This window comes from Varibaculum sp. GTC20041 (assembly GCF_055387755.1).
This window is the reverse complement of sequence record NZ_AP041144.1, coordinates 1,394,403-1,413,674: the sequence shown is the minus strand read 5'-3', so window position 1 is coordinate 1,413,674 and position 19,272 is coordinate 1,394,403. Positions and strand designations below refer to the sequence as shown.

The following is a 19,272-nucleotide window of genomic DNA, read 5'->3' as shown; positions in this document are numbered from 1 at the left end:
AAGATGGAATACAAGGAGTAAATAAAAGAAAATGATGGACGATCCAGAAGTGATTGCCTCCGAGGCAATCATCGATAACGGTCGTTTCGGACAGCGCACCGTGCGCTTCGAAACTGGCCTACTCGCCCAACAGGCTGCCGGCAGTGCGCTGGCATACCTGGATGATGAAACTACAGTTCTATCTGCCACTACGGTAGGTAAGAACCCGCGCGACCAGTTTGATTTCTTCCCGCTCACCGTTGACGTGGAAGAACGCCAATACGCGGCGGGACGTATCCCCGGAAACTTCTTCCGGCGCGAGGGACGCCCTGGCACGGAAGCGATTCTCGCTGCTCGCCAAATTGACCGTCCGTTGCGCCCCTCGTTCGTAAAAGGGCTGCGTAACGAGGTACAGGTGGTTGCTACGGTATTGACCGTACATCCCGATGATGCCTACGATGTGCTAGCCATTAACGCTGCCAGTATGTCCACCCAGATTTCTGGTCTGCCCTTCTCCGGGCCAATCGGTGGCACCCGGCTGTCCCTAATCGATGGACAGTGGGTAGCTTTCCCGCGTTACAGCGAAATCGAGCGTTCCACTTTCAACATGGTGGTTGCCGGACGGGTTATTCAAACCGCTGATGGCGGCGAAGACGTGGCCATTATGATGGTAGAAGCCGGCGGCGGCGAAGGTACCTGGGAGCTAATTCAACAGGGACAGACCGCTCCGACCGAAGATGTAGTAGCTGCCGGTCTGGAAGCCGCTAAACCTTTCATTAAGGAACTATGCCGCGCGCAAGCGCAGGTAGCGGCCAAGTGCCAGAAAGAAACCCTAGAGTTCCCGCTGTTTAAAGACTTTGAGGACGAACACTGGGATGCGGTTTCCGAAAACTGCCGCGAACAGCTGGACCAGGCCGTACAGATCGCAGAGAAACTCGATCGGCAAAACCGGGTTGACGAAATCAAAGACCAAATGCTTTCCGACCTGGAAGAGCGTTTCCCCGAGGGCGAGAAAGAGCTCAAAGCCGCTTTCCGCGCCCTCGAAAAAGAGCTAATCCGTACCCGCACCCTAAACGAGGGCGTGCGGATGGATGGACGCCAGCCCAACCAGATTCGCTCGCTCTATGCGCGCGCTGGAGTGCTGCCCCGCCTGCACGGATCCGCGATTTTCCGTCGCGGCGAAACCCAGGTGCTGGGGGTAACCACCCTGAATATGCTGCGGATGGAACAGCAGCTAGATAACCTCAGCCCGGTGACCCGCAAGCGCTATATGCATCAATACAACTTCCCGCCCTATTGCACCGGTGAAACCGGTCGCGTGGGCAGCCCCAAGCGCCGCGAAATCGGGCACGGTCACCTCGCGGAAATGGCGTTAGAGCCGGTACTTCCCTCCAAGGAAGAATTCCCCTACGCTATCCGCCAGGTATCCGAAGTTATGGGTTCGAACGGATCCTCATCTATGGGGTCGGCTTGTGCCTCCACGATTTCGCTACTGAATGCGGGCGTGCCGCTAAAGGCTCCGGTTGCCGGGATTGCCATGGGACTAATGAGCGAGCCGAACGAGGACGGCACCACCAAGTACATGACCCTAACCGATATTTTGGGAGCCGAGGACGGCTTTGGGGATATGGACTTCAAGGTCACCGGTACGCGGGACTTTATTACCGCCCTACAGCTAGACACCAAGCTGGACGGTATCCCCTCTGACGTGCTGAAAGGTGCGCTAGCTCAGGCTAAGGAAGCCCGCCTGGAAATCTTGAACCTGATTGAACAGGCGATTCCAGAACCGGACGAAATGAGCCCCTATGCTCCGCGCATCATCACCGTACAGGTGCCGGTAGACAAGATTGGCGAGGTCATCGGCCCGAAGGGCAAGATGATTAACCAGATTCAAGAAGATACTGGCGCGGAAGTAACTATCGAAGATGACGGTACTGTCTATATTTCTTCCTCTGATGCTGAATCTGCCGAAGCTGCCCGGGCAGCAGTCAACGCGATTGCTAACCCGCAAATGCCTGAGGTAGGGGAGCGTTTCGTGGGAACCGTGGTTAAGACCACCTCCTTCGGGGCTTTCATTTCCCTGACCCCCGGCAAGGACGGGCTGCTGCATATTTCCCAGATTCGTCGCCTGGTAGGGGGCAAACGCATCAACCAGGTAGAGGACGTACTGGGCGTTGGCGACCAAGTTCAGGTAGAAATCGAAGAAATCGATGAACGGGGCAAGCTATCGCTGGTAGCGGTACTCAGTGAAGAGCAAGAGGCCGCGTTAGCTGAAAACGAAGCTAAACAGGAATCTCGTCGCTCCGAAGATGAAGATCGTCCTCGTCGCTCTCGTAACCGTAGCCGCCGGCATCGCAACAATCGCCGTGATGATCGGCGTGAGGATCGCCGCGAAGAGCAATCAGATGATGACGACGAATAGTCGATAACTAAGTTGGCGAGGGCGAGATAATCTCGCCCTCGCCTCCTTTAATTTCAGAAAAGGAATCCTTGATGCGTAGATACTTCGACCTGGTAGTGGCAGGAAGCCTGCTGTTCCTGTGCCTATTTTTTGCGCTGATCCTACTGTCGGTTTCTACCACTTCCGACTCCGGCTTATTAAGCGTGTTTACCGGGTTTCTGGCTCTGGTATTTGCCGCTGTAGCTGGCGGCTTTCAACTGATTCTTGCTACCTTGCGTCTGATTTTTAAATTAGATGCCCGCCGTTTTTGGGCTCGCGCTAGCCTAATCGCCCTGGTTTTCACCGTCCTTTCCCTCATCTATGCCGCTATCGCCGGCAGCGCCGAAACGGGACTACTGACCTTCGCCCTCGGGATATTTACTATCTTTGGCGCGGTGCAATGCGCATGCGCCTGGACGCTAAGCAACTCCCGAACAAGACAACCGCACCCTAAAAACCCCACCAGCCAGTAGCAAGGCGGGACACTTTAAAGAAACAAGCAAACCCTATAAAGAAAAATGCCTGAAAAATACGATTACAAACTGCCGCTTTCCGCCCAAGCGCCTCGCCTGAGTATTAGCGAAGGCGAAACCCTAATCGAAAGATCGATACTGCCCGGCGGTATCCGCTTGATTACCCAACAGGTACCAGCCTCGCCCTCGGTAGTGCTCGGGTTTTGGATTCCGGCAGGTTCGCGCGATGAAGGCCCGCATCATTTGGGATCTACCCATTACTTAGAACACCTGCTGTTCAAAGGCTCAGCTACCCGCACCGCGAAGCAAATCTCGCGGGCATTCGATGCTGTGGGGGGAGAGCTTAACGCGGCGACCGCGAAAGAATCTACCCACTATTACTGCCGGGTGCTCTCCCGTGATCTACCAATGGCGGTAGAAGTGCTCACCGAAATGCTGGCGTGCCCCACTTTGGCGTCTCCAGATTTCGAACTGGAACGGGCAGTTATCCTGGACGAACTGGCCATGTCCCAAGATGATCCCCAAGATGTTGGCTACGAAAAATTTTTGGGTCAGCTATTCCCCAGCTCCCCGCTTGGCCTGCCGGTAGGTGGCACCGCGCAAACCGTGGCTGCCACTCCCTTAGAAGCGGTGAAAGCCCATCATCAGCGCTGGTATCAGCCCCGCCACCTGGTAGTTGCGGCCGCCGGTGATATTAAGCATGACCGCCTGGCACAACTAATATTGGAAGCTGCCGGTAAAAACGGTTGGTCCCTGCCTGCAGGCACCGATCCGGAAGTTCCTCAGCGTACCCAGCCAGCTCCGGCAGTGCCCGCCAGCGCCGTAGTAGAAAAAACGGTGGAACAGGGGCAAATATTTATCGGAACCCGTTCCCTGCCCGCTAATGACCCCCAACGCGACACGCTAAGCATGTTGCTCACGGTACTTTCCGGCGGAATGTCTTCCCGGTTATTCCAAGAGATCCGAGAAAAACGCGGACTGGCCTACTCTACCTATGCTTTTGACTCCGCCTATAGTGATAGCGGATCCTTCGGCCTCTACGCCGGGTGTGCCCCCGATAATTTGGAGCAAGTTGGAGACCTGCTGGTGGCAGAACTAGAAAAACTCGCCGAGCACGGAGTACCCGAAGGTGAACTAGCCGAAGCATTAGGGCAGCTCAGCGGGGGAGTACTGCTGGGAATGGACGATAATCGCGCCCGGATGGCGCGTCTGGGGCGCGCGGAAGTAAACGGAGGCCGCTTGCGCACCATCGAACAGTTAAACGCTGCCCTACAAAATGTGAGCAGCGCCCAAATTAGTGAGCTGGCAGCGCAATTTCTCGGCTTACCACAGGTGAAAGTCGTGGTACGCCCGGCGGTGGCATAAGCTGAACGAGTGAGAATAAAGAAACTTTTACCAGTTATTGGCGCAGCAGCGCTGCTTGCCGCCTGCAGCCCCGCCGCGCAGTCGCCGGCACCCGAAAAAACTTCTAACGCCACTAACCCCAAAGTGACCAGTTCGGCCTCGACCTCGCCTGCTACCCCGACAGTTTCGCAAACCCCGGAAGTGACCTTCACTCCCAAAGAGCACCTGTCGGAAGGGCAAAACTCCTTCGTCAAACAGGTGATGGAAAAGAACCACTACGATCAGCGCACCGCGGAGATTGTTTTGGGGCCAGTACAATCCCTGTGCGGACTGCTCGATACCAAGCAGCCAGATTCGGCGGCAAATAAACAAACGCTGTCTGATATTTACACCAAAGTAGATTCTGCGGAGCTCCGGCAAGAATGGTACAACAATCTGCAGATAGCAGGGCAAACCCTGTGTCCAGATAAAGCCCAAATCATTAACGCTAATAAACCAGAGGGTGTGAAGTAGAGTGAGCGAAAAACTGAAAGTCGCTGTGGTCGGAGCCCAGGGGCGGATGGGAAAGTCCGCTTGTCAAGCGATCACAGACTCCACAGACTTGCAGCTAGTTGCCCGTTTGGGCAGTAAAGATGAGATCACCTCCCAGACTTTAGCCGGGGCTGAGGTCGCGGTGGAGTTCACTATTCCTAGCGCTAGTTTTGCCAATACTGCCGCGATTTTGCGCTCCGGCGCCCATGCGGTAGTCGGTACCTCAGGGTGGGACGAGGACGCACAGGTAAAAATCCAGGAAGTGGCGCGCGAAACTGGGCGTAACGTATTGATTGCTCCCAACTTTGCGCTTTCCGCAGTACTGGTGATGGCTTTTTCTCGCTTGGCGGCACCTTTTTTCACTTCCGCCGAAATCGTGGAAACTCATCATCCGAAAAAACTAGATGCCCCCAGCGGGACTGCGCTCGCAACCGCCCAGCAAATGGCGGCCGCGCGCCAGCAAGCCGATATCCCGCCCGCCCCCGATGCCACCACCACCGATCCCGAGGGGGCGCGCGGCATGAAAGTGGGAGATGTAGGGATCCACTCCCTGCGGATGCTAGGGGCTAACGCGCACCAGGAAGTGATCCTCTCTAACCCCGGGGAACAGCTGAGGCTGCGCACTGACTGTTTTGATCGCTCCTCCTTTATGCCGGGAGTGCTGCTGGCTGTGCGGAAAGTTGCCGCCGCGGCTCCCCTGACAGTGGGGCTGGATAAGCTCATGGATTTAGGGATTTAAAGTGACTGCTCCTTCTGCCGAAGAAACAGTCCGCTTAGCGAAAAGCGAAGATTTACCTGACTGGGGACGCATCCAGGCGCAGGCTATGCAGGCCGACCTGCAGTCCCATCTGGGACAAATCGGTCCGCAAACCTTAGCGCTTATTGACCCGGAGCAGATTACGCGAGCCTGGCAGCAGGCGTTATTTAGCCCGCCCTCGCCAAAACATCACCTGCTCACCGCGGTAAATAAAGGACAGGTAGTGGGGATGGCGGCGATTGCCCCCGCCCCCGAAATGCTGGTGCAACCCAAACAGTCCCCGCTAGCCGAAAAAAATGCTGATGCCGAAATCGTGGCGCTCGAGGTCGCTGATTGGGAAAAGAACCTGGCCGATGCTTCTCGCCTGGTAAATGCGGTCGGCGATATGTTGCGAAAGTCCGGGGCTAGCCGGCTGCAGATTTGGCTAGCTGCCGAAGCCCAAGAAAAAATCCGGTTCTTCAACGAATGCGGATTCGCCCCCGCCGGGTTGCGCCAAAGCCTAAAAGTAGGGCATGAATCCATGGTGCAGCACCTGTGGTTTACTGACCTATAAACCCCTCCCGCCCGCTTTTTGGACGAAAGAAAAATCTCCAAGTGGGGTGGGTAGAGTGGGGACATGAGCAACGCAGAGTGTACTTATCGCCTTCCCGCACCGGTTGGGGTAGCAATGGTGACCCCCTTTCACCCAGACGGCTCCGTAGACTACGATGCCGCCGCCAACCTTGCTAAACACCTGGTGGATCAAGGAATCGATCACCTGGTACTTTCGGGTACCACCGGGGAATCGCCTACCACTCACCTGGATGAAAAAGAACAGTTAATAAAGGTAGTTCGCCAAGCAGTAGGCGAAGACCTCTACATTACTGCCGGGGCGGGATCGAACGACACGGAACATTCGGTGCGAATGGCACGCAGTGCCCAGGCCGCTGGGGCTGACGCGATCCTAGTGGTAAGCCCCTATTATTCCCGTCCCTCCCAAGAGGGGATGTATCAGCACTTTGCTAAAGTGGCTGGTCAGACCGATCTGCCAGTTATGCTTTACGATATTCCCGGACGAACCGGGGTAGCCATCGGTGATGAACTCCTCATGCGTCTGGCAGAGATCGACAATATTGTGGCGGTCAAAGATGCTACCGGCAAAGTAGAAGTCGGGGCGCGGCGCATAGACGAAACCGGCTTGGCTTTCTATTCCGGCGATGATGGCCTGAACTATTCCTGGCTTACCCATGGCGCGGTGGGGGTGATCAGCGTGGTCGCTCACGTCGCCGGAGCCAGCTACCGCAAAATGGTGCAACTGGTAGAAAACGGAGACTACCAGGGAGCTCTGCAGCTCTCCCTAAAGCTAGAACCCTTGGTGAAAGCCTTAATGGGAGGGGGACAAGGCGCCGTAATGGCCAAGCACGCCCTCGCCGAACAAAAAATTATTCCCACCGCTACTTTGCGCCTGCCCCTAGCTCCCGCCAGCGAAGAGGAGATCGCCCAGCTGCGCGCCGCCCTGGAACGTTTCGAATTGCTTTAGAAACGCTCGCGGTTTGCTAGCGGTTTTGACCGCGAAACCGGTTTTACCCACCGGCCTAGAGTGCCGAGGGCGCCTAGCAGGGGGATTTATCTTAAAGACCTGCCTAGAAGGACTAATCGCACCCCCGTGAGCGCGGAAGTTTGCTATAGGCGGGTAAAATCGGAACAATTAGACACGTGAATCCGCTTTATCCTGAACTTTCTTTTCCGCCGAAGCTAAAATCCGACACCATCCGGGTAGTTCCCCTGGGAGGACTGGGGGAAGTCGGACGGAACATGACCGTAATCGAACTCAATGGCAAAATCCTGATTGTCGATTGCGGGGTGCTCTTCCCCGAAGAAATCCAACCGGGTGTTGACCTGATCCTCCCCGACTTTTCCTATCTACACGGACGTATGGATCAGGTAGTGGGGCTGGTGCTCACCCACGGTCATGAAGACCATATCGGGGCGGTACCCTATCTGTTGCGTCTGCGCGAAGATATTCCCATTTACGGCTCCCAACTCACCTTAGATTTTCTGCGACCCAAACTGGAAGAGCACCGACTTCCGGCAACGCATCTGCACCAGGTACGCGAGGGGGAACGCATCGAGCTAGACATTTTTTCTTGCGAATTTTTGGCGGTCACCCACTCGATACCCGATGCCCTAGCGGTAATGATACGAACCAAAGCCGGAAACCTGCTGGTTACCGGCGACTACAAAATGGATCAGTTGCCGCTCGATAAACGGATCACTGACCTGCGTGCCTTTGCCCGTATGGGGGAAGAGGGCGTTGACCTATTCCTAGTGGACTCCACCAATGCGGAGGTTCCCGGTTTTATTGCCCCGGAAAGAAAAATCGGTCCGGTAATCCGCCAGGTACTATCAGAATCTAGCGGGCAAGTAATCGTAGCCTCCTTCGCCTCCCATGTACACCGGGTGCAACAAGTGCTGGACGCTGCCCGCGCGGTGGGGCGCAAAGTGTGCCTGTCGGGGCGTTCCATGGAACGCAATATGAACATTGCGGCGCAGGCCGGCTACCTGGATCTAGATCCACAAGTGGTAGTGCGCGCGGATGAACTCAAGCGCCTACCCCCGGAAAAACGCGTGTGGATGGTTACCGGATCCCAAGGTGAACCCATGGCCGCGCTCTCGCGGATTGCCCAAGGGGAACACCGCCTAGTGTCCCTGGAACCAGAAGATACCGTACTGCTGGCCTCCTCCCTGATCCCCGGAAATGAAAACTCAGTCTACCGGGTAATAAATGCACTGATGCGCCAAGGCGCCAATGTAGTACATAAAGGTAACCGCGCGGTTCACGTTTCCGGACATGCCGCGGAAGGCGAACTGCTCTACACCTACAACATTGTGCAACCCAAGAATGTGATGCCGATTCACGGAGAAATCCGGCATTTGATTGCCAATGGACGGATCGCCCAATCCACCGGGGTGCCGGAAGAAAATGTGGCTTTAGCCGAGGACGGGGTAGTAGTCGACCTGAAAGATGGGCAAGCGCGCGTAGTGGGGCAAGTCGATTGCGAATATGTATATGTTGACGGCGGATCTATCGGAGAAATCGATGAAGATCAGCTAAAAGACCGCATGACTTTGGGTGAAGAAGGTTTTGTTTCCGTATTTGCCGCGGTAGATGTGCCCACCAAAATTATTGCCGCCGGCCCGCATATCACTGCTCGGGGAATGGCCGAGGACGAGGGGGTATTTAGGGAAGTACTACCGGATGTGACCGAAGCATTACAAAGGGCATTAAATCAAGGCGATAGCGATCCTTATCGCCTGCAACAGGCGATGCGCCGTGCTTTGGGACGTTGGGTGGCGCGTCGCTTGCGCCGTCGCCCCATGATCGTACCGGTAGTTGTGGAGATTTAGATGCGGGTAACTGGAAAAGAAAAGTCGGATATTTCTTGGCGTCAGCGCGTTCCCGCCTGGCTAGGTTGGGTCTATACCATTGCCGCGCTATTTTGCCTGGTAATGATTCCGTTGCGCTACAGCGGTAGCCGCGGATTTGGGCGCTTTACCTACCTGGTGCTAACTATGCTCGGGGTTCCCTCGACTGCCACCTTAGGCGCAGCAGTATTATTGGCGTTCTTGGCTCTGCTGTGTTTTTCCCGCAAGCGGATCGGGGTTATCGTCCTGATCGCTTTGCATACTCTGCACGCCTTACTGAGCCTGACTGCGCTGTTATTTTCTTTCTCGAATCCAGAACTTACCCTGACGGTCGGCCTATTCCTGGGGTTTCGGCTGCTGTTTTCCACATTTGTGGTAGTAGTTTTATTCGCCTCTGCCCGTAGCTTTTGGGGAAGAATCAATGCGCGATCCGCCTGGAAAGCCCTCTTAGTGCTGCTAAGTGGCCAATTGCTGGTATTTGGCATGGGGTTCATCATGGCTCGGGTTCTTGCGCCGCGCACTTGGGATAGTGGAACGTTGGCATTTTGGGTCTTTTCCCGAATGTCGGGATGGCGACTGCCCCACGGTAATGCCATCCGTTTGCACCTAGCCCACCTAAGCGGTTTTCGCGGTCTGGGCTTCTTCATCATGGTGCTTTCCGGCCTGGTGATGATGATTGCCGCCAATCGCTTTATTCTCGGTCAACGGGCGCAAGCTCGCACGCGCAGCGAAGATCTCGCTTTGCGCGCCCTCCTGTTCAAATGGGGGAAAGCTGATTCCTTAAGCTATTATGCCACCCGGGATAACCGGGCAGTAGTTTTCAGTGCTGATGGGCAAGCAGTGGTTTCCTACGGGGTAGCTATGGGAGTGGCTCTAGCGGCCGGCGATCCCATAGGGGATCCTTCTTCCTGGGAAAATGCGGTGCAAAGATGGAAGGCACACTGTTACCGTCAAGGATGGATTCCAGCGGTAATCTCCGCTAGCGCCCAAGGGGCGCGTGTCTATCGCCACCAGGGACTTCGAGTACGCAAAATGGGTGACGAAGCTATTATTATCCCCGAACGTTTTGAACGTAACTCCAGTGCCGGCCGAGCCTTATTAGCTGCTCAAAGAAGAGTTGCTCGCGCGGGGGTAGAGATCGAGATTTGCAGGCAAAGCGAACTTACTCCCGCACAGCTGCAGGAAGTAGCGATGGTGGCCGAACTTTTCCGGCGCGGGAATGAACGGGGCTTCTCGATGAGCCTCGATAGAATGTTCGCTCCGCAAGAGGGCGAGCAAATCATCGTAACCGCGCGAGGCCAAGATGGTCAGCTACAATGCCTGCTCACCTTCGTTCCCTGGGGGCAACGCGCCGTCTCCCTCAACTTGATGCGCCGGGCAGAATCGGCGGTCAACGGGGTAGTGGAAGCCATGGTGCTCGCCTTGCTGCAGCAAGGGCCCGAAAAAGGCATAGACCAGTTCTCCTTGAACTTTGCGATGTTCAGAGAAGTTTTTGTGGAGGGCGAAGCCGTTGACGCCAGTATTAATGATCGCGTCAAGCGCGCCCTCTTTGTCAAGGCCTCCCGTTTTTGGCAACTAGAGTCGCTATATGAATCCAACGCCCGGTATAACCCGAAATGGTTGCCCCGTTATTTTTGTTTTTCTTCCGACCCGTTAGTGCCATTATCACTGATAGCAGCGGGAATGCTAGAGGGATTCGTGCCCGCACCAGAGGCCGCCGTGCGTGGTGAACCCTTTGAATGGGAAGTTGATAGCCAGTATCTACAGGAACTGCAAGCGATGCGCAGCGAGCATACCGCCGCTAAACTGCAGGTCAAACTGAGTGAGCAACAAAGATCGCGACGCGCGAAAGTGGAAAAACTAAGTGCCGCGGGAATCGAATCTTTCCCGGCAGGTTTCGATTTAGGGATCCCCTTATCGGAAGCGAAAGCCCGCCTAGAAGCGGGTGAAAACGGCACAGCGGTTCGCACCCTCGGCCGGATTGTGGCGCGCCGAAACCACGGGGGCGTGGTGTTTTGGGATTTGCACTACCAAGGCACCTATCTGCAGGTAGTACTCGAACTACGCAACCTCAGCGCGGAACAATTCGCCCACCTACGACTGCTGGACTTAGGAGATCTGCTGGTTGTGAGCGGCCAGTGCGGAGCTTCCCGCAATGGCACGCCCTCATTGATAGCAGAAAGCTGGACGCTGGCCGCGAAAGCGCTGCGCCCGATTCCGCATCCGGCTACCCGGCTAGACATTGGCACCCGCACCCGCGAACGCACTATGACTTTGCTCAATGACGCGACCGCAATGCGCCAGCTGCAGGCGCGTTCGCGGGCATTAAGTGCGGTGCGTAAAGAACTGATAGACCGCGGCTATTTGGAGGTGGAAACCCCCATGCTGCAGGCGGTGCAAGGCGGAGCTAATGCCCGTCCCTTCGTTACTCACTCCAATGCCTACCAGGTGAATATGTTCTTGCGGATAGCCCCGGAACTGTATTTAAAACGCCTGGCTATAGCGGGGATGGGGGCAATCTTCGAGATGGGGCGCTCCTTTAGGAACGAGGGCGCGGACGCGACTCACAACCCCGAGTTCACCTCCTTAGAGGTCTATAAAGCCGGTTCTGACTACCGCGAAATGATGACCCTTACCCGTCAGCTTTACCAGGCAGCGGCCCGCGCAATTCATGGAAAAGAAATCGCTCTGCGCCCGGCAGGATCGTCCGAAACTAGCGATGAAAGCGGCGAAGTGGAGTTCGTGGAGGTCGATATTTCTGGCGATTGGCGGGTAATCTCGGTTTTTGATGCGGTATCTGAGGCCGTGGGAACCGTGGTTACCCCCGACACCGGGGAAGAGGAGCTGCGTAGCCTGTGCCTGCAGCACCACCTGACTCCGCCGCCGGGCGCCAATAGTGGCACCTTGCTGGGGACGCTATATGACGACCTGGTAGAGGCGCGCACAATTAAACCTACCTTCTACTGTGATTTCCCGGTGGAGTCCTCTCCGCTTACCCGCAGACACCGCAGCGATCCCCGCCTGGCTGAACGCTGGGATCTGGTGGCGTTCGGGATGGAACTGGGAACTGCGTATAGCGAACTAACTGACCCCCGTGACCAGCGGGAACGCTTTACTCAGCAGTCGCTCGCGGCAGCCGCCGGAGATCCGGAAGCCATGAGCTTAGACGAAGACTTCTTAAACTGTTTAGAACTGGGGATGACCCCCTTAGGAGGACTAGGACTGGGAATGGATCGGATGGCAATGATGCTGATGGGCTGCGATATTCGGCAGGTGCTAGCCTTCCCGTTTGTTAAACCTAGGAATTAATAACCAAATTTTGGTGCTAAGGAAAAAGGTTGGGTGGCGAAATGGCGGAAGAAAAAAACAAGCTGGTGTCGGTAGCGGCGGTGGTTTTGACTCTACCGTTGAAAGTGTCGCGATTGCCCGAGAGGGGAACCACCGTTCTTGGTAGCGCGAAGCGCCCGGGAGTGGGGGAGTCGGCGGAAGTGATGTTGGCCGCTGCTCGGCAAGGAGTAGAGGTAATCAATATGTCTTGCCTGGGCACTGGCCCTAACTCTACCCAAGCGAGACAAGTGCTCAGAGAGGCAAATATCGAGACCCGCACAGTAGAAGTGGTGGGCGATATCGGGATGAAAATTCAGATGATTGAAGAGGGAGGATACTATGCTTCGGTGCTCACCACCGGGGTGGAAATAGATATTTCTGGTCGCGAGCTAGACAAAGTTTCGATGCATCCGGGAGACGTAGTTTATATTTCAGCCGGAGATCTCACCCACACCTCGTATCGAGCAGCGCTTTCCCAATGGCTTCCTTCCTTGCCGGATCAGGTAAAAGTGGTTATGGCTGCCACTCCCCAGATTTCCCAGATCGATCCCCACTGCGTTTCCGAGGTATTGCCCCACGTTGATGTGCTTACTTGCAACGAATACGAATCCCAGTTCTTACCCGGATCAGTGGGTCATTTGACCTGCGGGTATGTTGCAGAAAAGCTGCCCGAATCAGCTTGGGTGGTGGAGAGAATTGGCTCCTATGGGGCAAAGATAATAGATGCTGACCGGCAAACCATGGTGCCCTCGCTGAGTATCAAAGTGGCTGATACTTTGGGAGTCGGATCAGCCCACACCGGGGTGTTGCTGGCGAGCTTGGTCAAAGGACTTGATCCATTTGAGGCTATAGAACGCGCCAATGTTGCCGGAGCTATGGCGGCAGAAAAACACGGAAACGACACCTGCCCCAGCGAGTCAGAAATAGAGCAGCGACTAAGCGAAGTTCCTGCCTACCGCTAGCAACTTTTTTCTAAAAGCTAATCCCCCTTGAACTGGGAAGCGAGTTGCCGGCGGCGTGGCAATCAGCGCCAGATGAGTCTGTAAGGGTAGAGTGCCAGTGTTATGGTTGCGAAAAAAAATAATAAGAAGCTTGAGTCCTCCTCTTCCGTTAAAGATAGCTCCCGGATGCGTGATGGGGTGGCGTTCTTACTTATTGCTTTAGCTACGATGTCGGCGTTAACGGAATGGTTCGCCATGGATGCGCTAGCAACCCGAGCTTTGCATCATCTAGCGGCGGGTCTGCTGGGTATGTACAGCATCCTTGCCCCGATCATTTTGGTAGGGGCGGCGATTAGCCTCTTTCGCAACCGCGCCCCCGAAGAATCCCACCTCCACATTTTGCTGGGGACAATCGGGATAGCGGCAGCAGTTACCGGAATTACCCATGTGGCATGTGCTAGTCCGCCAATAAGTAATTTTTCGGCGATTGAACAATCCGGAGGTATTCTGGGATGGCTTTTCGGGCATCCCCTGCAAATCCTAGTCTCTGCACCTGGAGCGGTAATTTTACTGGTGCTCTTAGGTTTGTATTCCCTGCTAATCGCCACTGATACTTCTATTTCCCAAGTGTTAGGGGTCATGCGCTCCCTCACCCAGCGAGTTAAAGCCGGCTTTGCGAAGTCGCCTGAAGCCGGGGAAACAGAGGGCGAGACCGAAACCAGCGCGGTGGAGGACACCGATAAACAGGCTCCTGCTACCCGCACCCGCCGGCTGAAACGCTGGGAGCGGACGGCGGCGGCAGCGCCAGCCGAGTCGGCAGAGGAAACTGCTAGCGGCACCCAGGTGCTAGAGCCGCAAACGCCACAAACGCCGGCTTCAAAAGCGGAACCTAAGCCGCGCGCTTCGCGGATGCGGCTGCCCCAGGATGCGGAAGAAACCAAAGTCCTCAGCGGTACCGAAGCCGTCCCGATGCCAGAAAACGCCGATGAGGGAGAAAAAACCCAGCTGTTGCTGCCGGGCACCGGAGAAACCGGGATGGAGCTGGCCGATGGGCAAACCTATGAACTGCCCGGAGAGGAACTGCTAGTAAAAGGAAAGCCACATAAGATCCGATCCGAAGCCAATGATCGGGTAGTTGCTGCCTTGGAAGAAGTATTCACCGAGTTCGGAGTGGACGTAAAAGTTACCGGATTCTCCCGCGGCCCTACGGTTACTCGTTATGAACTGGAACTGGGACCGGGGGTAAAAGTAGAGAAGATTACCAACCTGAAAAACAATATCGCTTACGCGGTAGCCAGTGCGGATGTGCGAATACTGTCCCCGATTCCGGGTAAAAGTGCGATCGGGATCGAAATTCCGAATACCGATCGCGAGATTGTGGCGCTTGGCGACGTGCTACGTTCGGCTGCGGCCCACCGCTCAGCTCATCCGCTAATGGTCGGAGTGGGCAAAGACGTTGAGGGCGGATACGTAGTTACTAACCTGGCAAAGACTCCTCACCTTTTGGTAGCGGGAGCCACCGGTTCGGGTAAATCTTCTTTTGTAAACTCGATGATTACTTCCCTGTTGATGCGGGCTACCCCCGAGCAGGTGCGGTTGATTCTAGTTGACCCCAAGCGGGTGGAGCTCACTATCTATCAGGGGATCCCCCATCTGATTACCCCGATTATCACCGATCCCAAGAAGGCGGCAGAAGCCCTGGAATGGGCGGTTAAAGAGATGGATCACCGCTATAACGACATGGCCAATTTTGGGCATAAACATATCGATTCTTTCAACCAGGCAGTGCGGGCAGGCGAAGTTGTGCCCCCACCTGGGTCTGAGCGGGAAATCAGTCCCTACCCTTATCTGTTGATCGTGGTAGACGAGCTAGCCGATATGATGATGGTCGCTCCCCGGGACGTAGAAGCCTCTATCCAGCGGATTACCCAGCTAGGACGAGCCGCCGGGATTCACCTGGTAGTGGCCACCCAGCGTCCCTCGGTAGACGTAGTGACCGGTATTATCAAAGCTAATATCCCGTCCCGCTTAGCTTTCGCCACCTCCTCTATTACGGATTCGCGCACTATTTTGGATCAGGGGGGCGCTGAAGCGCTAATCGGTCAGGGTGACTCTCTCTATCTGCCGGCAGGAACCGCGAAGCCGATGCGTATTCAAGGGGCCTGGGTAGGTGAGGACGAGATTCAACGGGTCGTCGATTCGGTCAAATCCCAGATGAGTCCGGAATATCGCGAGGATGTAATCGTCAAAGAAGAGGACAAACCCAAAGTTGCCGAAGATATCGGTGACGATTTGGATGACCTGCTAGAGGCCGCGCAACTAGTGATTAACACCCAACTAGGTTCGACTTCCATGCTGCAACGCAAATTGCGGGTAGGGTTCGCCCGGGCGGGCAGGCTAATGGATCTGCTTGAATCGCGAGAAATCGTAGGGCCTTCTCGGGGCTCCAAAGCTCGGGAAGTGTTAGTTTCTCCAGAGCAACTTCCCGAAGTGTTAGCGATGTTGCGCGGAGAAAAGCCCACGGTTCCACCTGCGGACACGTCCTCGGAAGGGATGAGCGGCAGCGCAGAAGAAGTCCCCTTAGAGGAAGTGGAAGCCGAAAGCAGCGAGGACGCCTGGGAGCTTACCGGACGCTAAGCACCTATAATGCGTTTTTAGAGCGTAAAAATCTATTAGAGTAGTAGTTGATGGAAAGCAAAGAAAAACCCGCAGCTTCATCGGAAAAGTGGCGGCAAATAATTCCAAATGCCCTAACAATTGCGCGAATTATCTTGGTGCCAGTTTTTATCGCCTTGATGATTATGCAGCATATGCGGGGGTCAGTATCCCTACTAATTGTGTCTCTGGTGGTCTTTTGTATAGCTTCCTATACCGATCATCTAGACGGAAAACTGGCGCGCCGCTGGCAGGTGGTGAGTGATTTTGGGAAGCTAGTTGACCCGATCGCGGATAAAGCGCTGATGATTTCGGCTTTCGTTTTACTCTCCCTATTCCAGAACCTGTGGTGGTGGTTCACTGCAGTCGTGATTCTACGGGAGGTGGCGGTTACTCTCCTGCGTATGTATCTGCTGCGTTCGGGAGTAGTTTTGCCTGCCTCTAAAGGCGGGAAAATCAAGACCAGCTTGCAGATCCTAATGGTCTTCTTGTGGATGCTAGCGGGGATTTGCTACCCGTTTAACACTCAGGTGGGTGTGGTGATTATGTACCTGGCGATTGCGGTTTTGATTGCTGCTTTCGTGGCCACGGTACTTTCGGGACTGGTCTACTTCCTGGATGCTCACGACAATCAAAAAGAACAAGCTAAAGTAGCAGGCGGTGGCGATAAGAGCGAGAAAAATACCTCGCTAGCTAAGGCTGACGCGGATACTGGAAAGCTCGGCAAAGGTGGGCAAGGAGCTGATAATGCACATCTCCCAGATGAAGATGCTCTAGAAGCTAAGAAAACCTGGGAACCGCGGGCAAAGCGCGCTGCCCGACGCAAAGAGCCCAAAGCGCAGGAAGCCACAGCGGATCGGGCGGCAGCTGCAACGGCAGATGAACCAGAGGTAAGCGATCCGAAAGACCGGGAGGAAGAGGCCTCGGTTTCCCTTGAGGAGACCCTTGGAGCTGCCTCTTCAAAGGATAAAGAAGGCGAGCCCCAGAGGGGAGGAGACCGTGCCGCCAAGTTTCCTTCGCGGCGTACGCGCCGAGCCCGGCAGGCGCAAAAGGTTGGGGGAGAAGCCGCACCCCACGATGAGCAACAAGATAGTTCGCGGGATAACCAGCACTCCCCGTCTCCCGGGAGAATCCCAGATTTGTCGGCGGCCAGCACTAGCCTTACGCCCAGCAGCGAGCCAGAGACTACGGAGGAAAGTTCAGAGCCAGAAGCGTCCGGGCTAGCACAAGAGGAAACGCACGAGGAAACGCCTCGGTTCGCAATGACCCGTTCGCAGCTGCGGCGGCAAATGAATCAATAGTTTATAGTCACGTAGGTCACTTAGCCGTGAACACTGGCACTCTTTGTCGATATTTGGAATGAATCCCGCGAAGATGGTGTTGGAACCAGTGTGAATGCAAGAGAGTATCAAAAGACACCGGCCGGGTTCCATCAGGATGGGAAATCCGGGCACGGGCAGCAGATAGGGGGATATGCTATGGATATGACAAGCAAAGATTCGGGGAACAAGACTCCGTTGCTGCGCGAAGAGATTGGGCAAGTTCTACGGATGGTACGCCGATCCCAGGGACGCACCTTAAGAGAAGTTTCCACCAGTGCCCAGGTGTCTTTGGGATATCTTTCTGAGGTAGAGCGCGGGCAAAAAGAAGCTTCTTCGGAACTATTAGCCGCGATTTGTAACGCTCTCGAGGTGCCGATGGCAATGGTGCTGCGGGAAGTTTCGTTACGAGTAGCGGTAGCAGAGGGGCTCTCCGTGCGTCGCCAGGTGCCAGAAGTGCCGGTACATTCGGTAGTCTAGCCTGGTGAAACGCTCAGAGTTCGACTTTGCCCTGAAAGCCGTTTTTGGATCGGCTTTCGGGGCGTCTTTACTTTCAGATTTATACTTACCTGATTTGCACTCCACTGCCGAGCAGGCTTTAGCCTCAGGGAAAGATCCCCAGCAAATTTGGGACTGCCTATTGACGCAAACCGATAGTGATCCACAGCTGCGTTTTATCCATCGCGCTGATCGGAGAACTTTAAATGAACTCGCGCGTCAAGGATTATTAAGAACTTAACGGGGAAAATAGGGGGTATTGGCGCCCCAGTTAATAGTTTTTAGCCGGCTTATATTTTTCTTCCTCCGCATTTCATTTTGTCGAACATCTGTTCGCTAGGTACAGTTGTACTCAGACGCGCAGTCGGTGATTTTTCCCTTACGGATTATCGCCAAGCTGTTAAACGTAATTGGCCGTACGTAGCGTTAGCTTGGAGCCTCGGAGAGGGGTACCCCAAGGTAAAACCCAGGCCAGCCCAGTAATAGTTCGGAGAGAACCAGGAAGGATAGACACCATGGCAAAAAAGACTGCAAAACGGCAAGTAAGCACAGGCGGAAACCGGGAACAAGCCTTAGATATGGCGCTAGCCGCGATAGATAAGCAATTCGGTAAGGGCTCAGTGATGCGCCTAGGGGAAAACACCCATCGCCAGGTGGAGGTCATCTCAACTGGTTCTGTGGCTTTAGATATCGCCCTGGGGGTCGGGGGATTACCTCGGGGACGAATTATCGAGATTTACGGTCCGGAGTCTTCCGGTAAAACCACTGTAGCTCTGCACGCGGTAGCGGCGGCTCAAAAGGCCGGTGGGAATGCCGCTTTTATTGATGCTGAGCACGCCCTCGACCCCGAATACGCCAAAAAACTAGGAGTCAATACGGATGAACTCTTGGTTGCCCAGCCTGATACCGGGGAACAGGCTTTAGAAATCGCCGATATGCTGGTGCGCTCGGGGGGAATCGATATTTTAGTTATCGACTCGGTAGCAGCGCTGGTTCCCAAAGCAGAAATCGATGGGGAAATGGGAGACTCCCATGTAGGCCTTCAGGCGCGCCTAATGAGCCAGGCGCTGCGGAAAATGACGGGAGCGCTGTCTGCCACCGGCACCACCGCGATCTTCATTAACCAGTTGCGGGAAAAGATCGGGGTTTTCTTCGGCTCTCCGGAAACCACTACCGGGGGTAAAGCCCTGAAGTTCTATGCCTCGGTGCGCATTGATGTGCGCCGGATTGAAACCTTAAAGGATTCTTCGGGACCGATTGGTTCGCGTACCCGCGCGAAAGTAGTAAAAAACAAGATGGCTCCGCCTTTCAAGACTGCTGAGTTTGACCTGATGTACGGGGAAGGGATCTCTCGCGAAGCCTCGATTATCGACTTGGCTACCGATCTGGCAATCGTGCGTAAATCAGGAGCCTGGTACACCTATGAGGGCGACCAATTGGGGCAAGGGAAAGAAAACGTACGGCAGTATTTGAAGGATAATGCGGAACTAGCGGATGAAATCGAAGAAAAGATTTTGAAAGCCGTGGGCATTATCGGAGAGGACGCTGCCGAAGATCCCGCAGATGATGCTGCCGCTAGTGACAAGTAGGGCTATTTAGCTTC

Annotated in this window: 15 protein-coding genes; all 15 read left to right on the top strand. The window is 55.1% G+C overall.

Going from position 1 to position 19,272, the window contains the following annotated elements; translation table 11 throughout:
* Positions 1 to 34 precede the first annotated feature (34 nt).
* Positions 35 to 2,401: a polyribonucleotide nucleotidyltransferase gene (locus ACZ5BI_RS05990; protein ID WP_464896787.1), complete on the top strand. Its 2,367-nt coding sequence runs from the start codon at positions 35 to 37 to the stop codon at positions 2,399 to 2,401.
* Positions 2,402 to 2,472: 71 nt separating this feature from the next.
* Positions 2,473 to 2,892: a hypothetical protein gene (locus tag ACZ5BI_RS05985; protein ID WP_464895855.1), complete on the top strand. Its 420-nt coding sequence runs from the start codon at positions 2,473 to 2,475 to the stop codon at positions 2,890 to 2,892.
* 45 nt (positions 2,893 to 2,937) lie between these two features.
* Positions 2,938 to 4,257 carry a M16 family metallopeptidase gene (locus ACZ5BI_RS05980; RefSeq protein ID WP_464895854.1) on the top strand — a complete coding sequence of 440 codons (1,320 nt, stop codon included), beginning with the start codon at positions 2,938 to 2,940 and terminating at the stop codon, positions 4,255 to 4,257.
* A gap of 9 nt (positions 4,258 to 4,266) precedes the next feature.
* Positions 4,267 to 4,749: a hypothetical protein gene (locus tag ACZ5BI_RS05975; RefSeq protein WP_464895853.1), complete on the top strand. Its 483-nt coding sequence runs from the start codon at positions 4,267 to 4,269 to the stop codon at positions 4,747 to 4,749.
* A gap of 46 nt (positions 4,750 to 4,795) precedes the next feature.
* A complete protein-coding gene (gene dapB / locus ACZ5BI_RS05970; RefSeq protein ID WP_464896786.1) occupies positions 4,796 to 5,506 on the top strand; it encodes a 4-hydroxy-tetrahydrodipicolinate reductase in 711 nt (236 codons plus the stop codon).
* A gap of 1 nt (position 5,507) precedes the next feature.
* Complete coding sequence (locus ACZ5BI_RS05965; RefSeq protein ID WP_464895852.1) at positions 5,508 to 6,077, top strand: N-acetyltransferase family protein; 570 nt, start codon at positions 5,508 to 5,510, stop codon at positions 6,075 to 6,077.
* 63 nt (positions 6,078 to 6,140) lie between these two features.
* Positions 6,141 to 7,043, top strand: coding sequence for a 4-hydroxy-tetrahydrodipicolinate synthase (dapA, locus tag ACZ5BI_RS05960; protein ID WP_316086393.1), 903 nt, complete (start codon positions 6,141 to 6,143; stop codon positions 7,041 to 7,043).
* A 176-nt stretch (positions 7,044 to 7,219) separates the two neighbouring features.
* Positions 7,220 to 8,911, top strand: a complete 1,692-nt coding sequence (locus tag ACZ5BI_RS05955) for a ribonuclease J (protein ID WP_464895851.1) — start codon at positions 7,220 to 7,222, stop codon at positions 8,909 to 8,911.
* Positions 8,912 to 12,238: a bifunctional lysylphosphatidylglycerol synthetase/lysine--tRNA ligase LysX gene (gene lysX, locus ACZ5BI_RS05950; protein WP_412585389.1), complete on the top strand. Its 3,327-nt coding sequence runs from the start codon at positions 8,912 to 8,914 to the stop codon at positions 12,236 to 12,238.
* Positions 12,239 to 12,279: 41 nt separating this feature from the next.
* Entirely contained in the window at positions 12,280 to 13,218 is a 939-nt protein-coding gene (locus ACZ5BI_RS05945) for a PfkB family carbohydrate kinase (protein ID WP_278338659.1), read from the top strand.
* 102 nt (positions 13,219 to 13,320) lie between these two features.
* Positions 13,321 to 15,834, top strand: coding sequence for an FtsK/SpoIIIE family DNA translocase (locus tag ACZ5BI_RS05940; protein WP_464895850.1), 2,514 nt, complete (start codon positions 13,321 to 13,323; stop codon positions 15,832 to 15,834).
* A 50-nt stretch (positions 15,835 to 15,884) separates the two neighbouring features.
* Positions 15,885 to 17,153: a CDP-diacylglycerol--glycerol-3-phosphate 3-phosphatidyltransferase gene (gene pgsA, locus ACZ5BI_RS05935; protein ID WP_464895849.1), complete on the top strand. Its 1,269-nt coding sequence runs from the start codon at positions 15,885 to 15,887 to the stop codon at positions 17,151 to 17,153.
* Between the two features lie 177 nt (positions 17,154 to 17,330).
* The gene (locus tag ACZ5BI_RS05930; RefSeq protein WP_024058525.1) at positions 17,331 to 17,651 is read left to right on the top strand and encodes a helix-turn-helix domain-containing protein; all 321 of its coding nucleotides are present in this window, start codon (positions 17,331 to 17,333) and stop codon (positions 17,649 to 17,651) included.
* A gap of 4 nt (positions 17,652 to 17,655) precedes the next feature.
* A complete protein-coding gene (locus ACZ5BI_RS05925; protein WP_278619452.1) occupies positions 17,656 to 17,910 on the top strand; it encodes a DUF3046 domain-containing protein in 255 nt (84 codons plus the stop codon).
* A 274-nt stretch (positions 17,911 to 18,184) separates the two neighbouring features.
* Positions 18,185 to 19,258, top strand: coding sequence for a recombinase RecA (gene recA / locus ACZ5BI_RS05920; RefSeq protein ID WP_024058527.1), 1,074 nt, complete (start codon positions 18,185 to 18,187; stop codon positions 19,256 to 19,258).
* Positions 19,259 to 19,272 lie beyond the last annotated feature (14 nt).

What these genes read in the sequence shown, in the direction of transcription:
- recA (WP_024058527.1), top strand. Translation starts at nt 18,185, where the DNA reads ATGGCAAAAAAGACTGCAAAACGGCAAGTAAGCACAGGCGGAAACCGG.
- lysX (WP_412585389.1), top strand. Translation starts at nt 8,912, where the DNA reads ATGCGGGTAACTGGAAAAGAAAAGTCGGATATTTCTTGGCGTCAGCGC.
- pgsA (WP_464895849.1), top strand. Translation starts at nt 15,885, where the DNA reads ATGGAAAGCAAAGAAAAACCCGCAGCTTCATCGGAAAAGTGGCGGCAA.
- ACZ5BI_RS05985 (WP_464895855.1), top strand. Translation starts at nt 2,473, where the DNA reads ATGCGTAGATACTTCGACCTGGTAGTGGCAGGAAGCCTGCTGTTCCTG.
- dapA (WP_316086393.1), top strand. Translation starts at nt 6,141, where the DNA reads ATGAGCAACGCAGAGTGTACTTATCGCCTTCCCGCACCGGTTGGGGTA.
- ACZ5BI_RS05940 (WP_464895850.1), top strand. Translation starts at nt 13,321, where the DNA reads ATGGTTGCGAAAAAAAATAATAAGAAGCTTGAGTCCTCCTCTTCCGTT.
- ACZ5BI_RS05980 (WP_464895854.1), top strand. Translation starts at nt 2,938, where the DNA reads ATGCCTGAAAAATACGATTACAAACTGCCGCTTTCCGCCCAAGCGCCT.
- ACZ5BI_RS05930 (WP_024058525.1), top strand. Translation starts at nt 17,331, where the DNA reads ATGGATATGACAAGCAAAGATTCGGGGAACAAGACTCCGTTGCTGCGC.
- ACZ5BI_RS05990 (WP_464896787.1), top strand. Translation starts at nt 35, where the DNA reads ATGGACGATCCAGAAGTGATTGCCTCCGAGGCAATCATCGATAACGGT.
- ACZ5BI_RS05945 (WP_278338659.1), top strand. Translation starts at nt 12,280, where the DNA reads ATGGCGGAAGAAAAAAACAAGCTGGTGTCGGTAGCGGCGGTGGTTTTG.
- dapB (WP_464896786.1), top strand. Translation starts at nt 4,796, where the DNA reads ATGGGAAAGTCCGCTTGTCAAGCGATCACAGACTCCACAGACTTGCAG.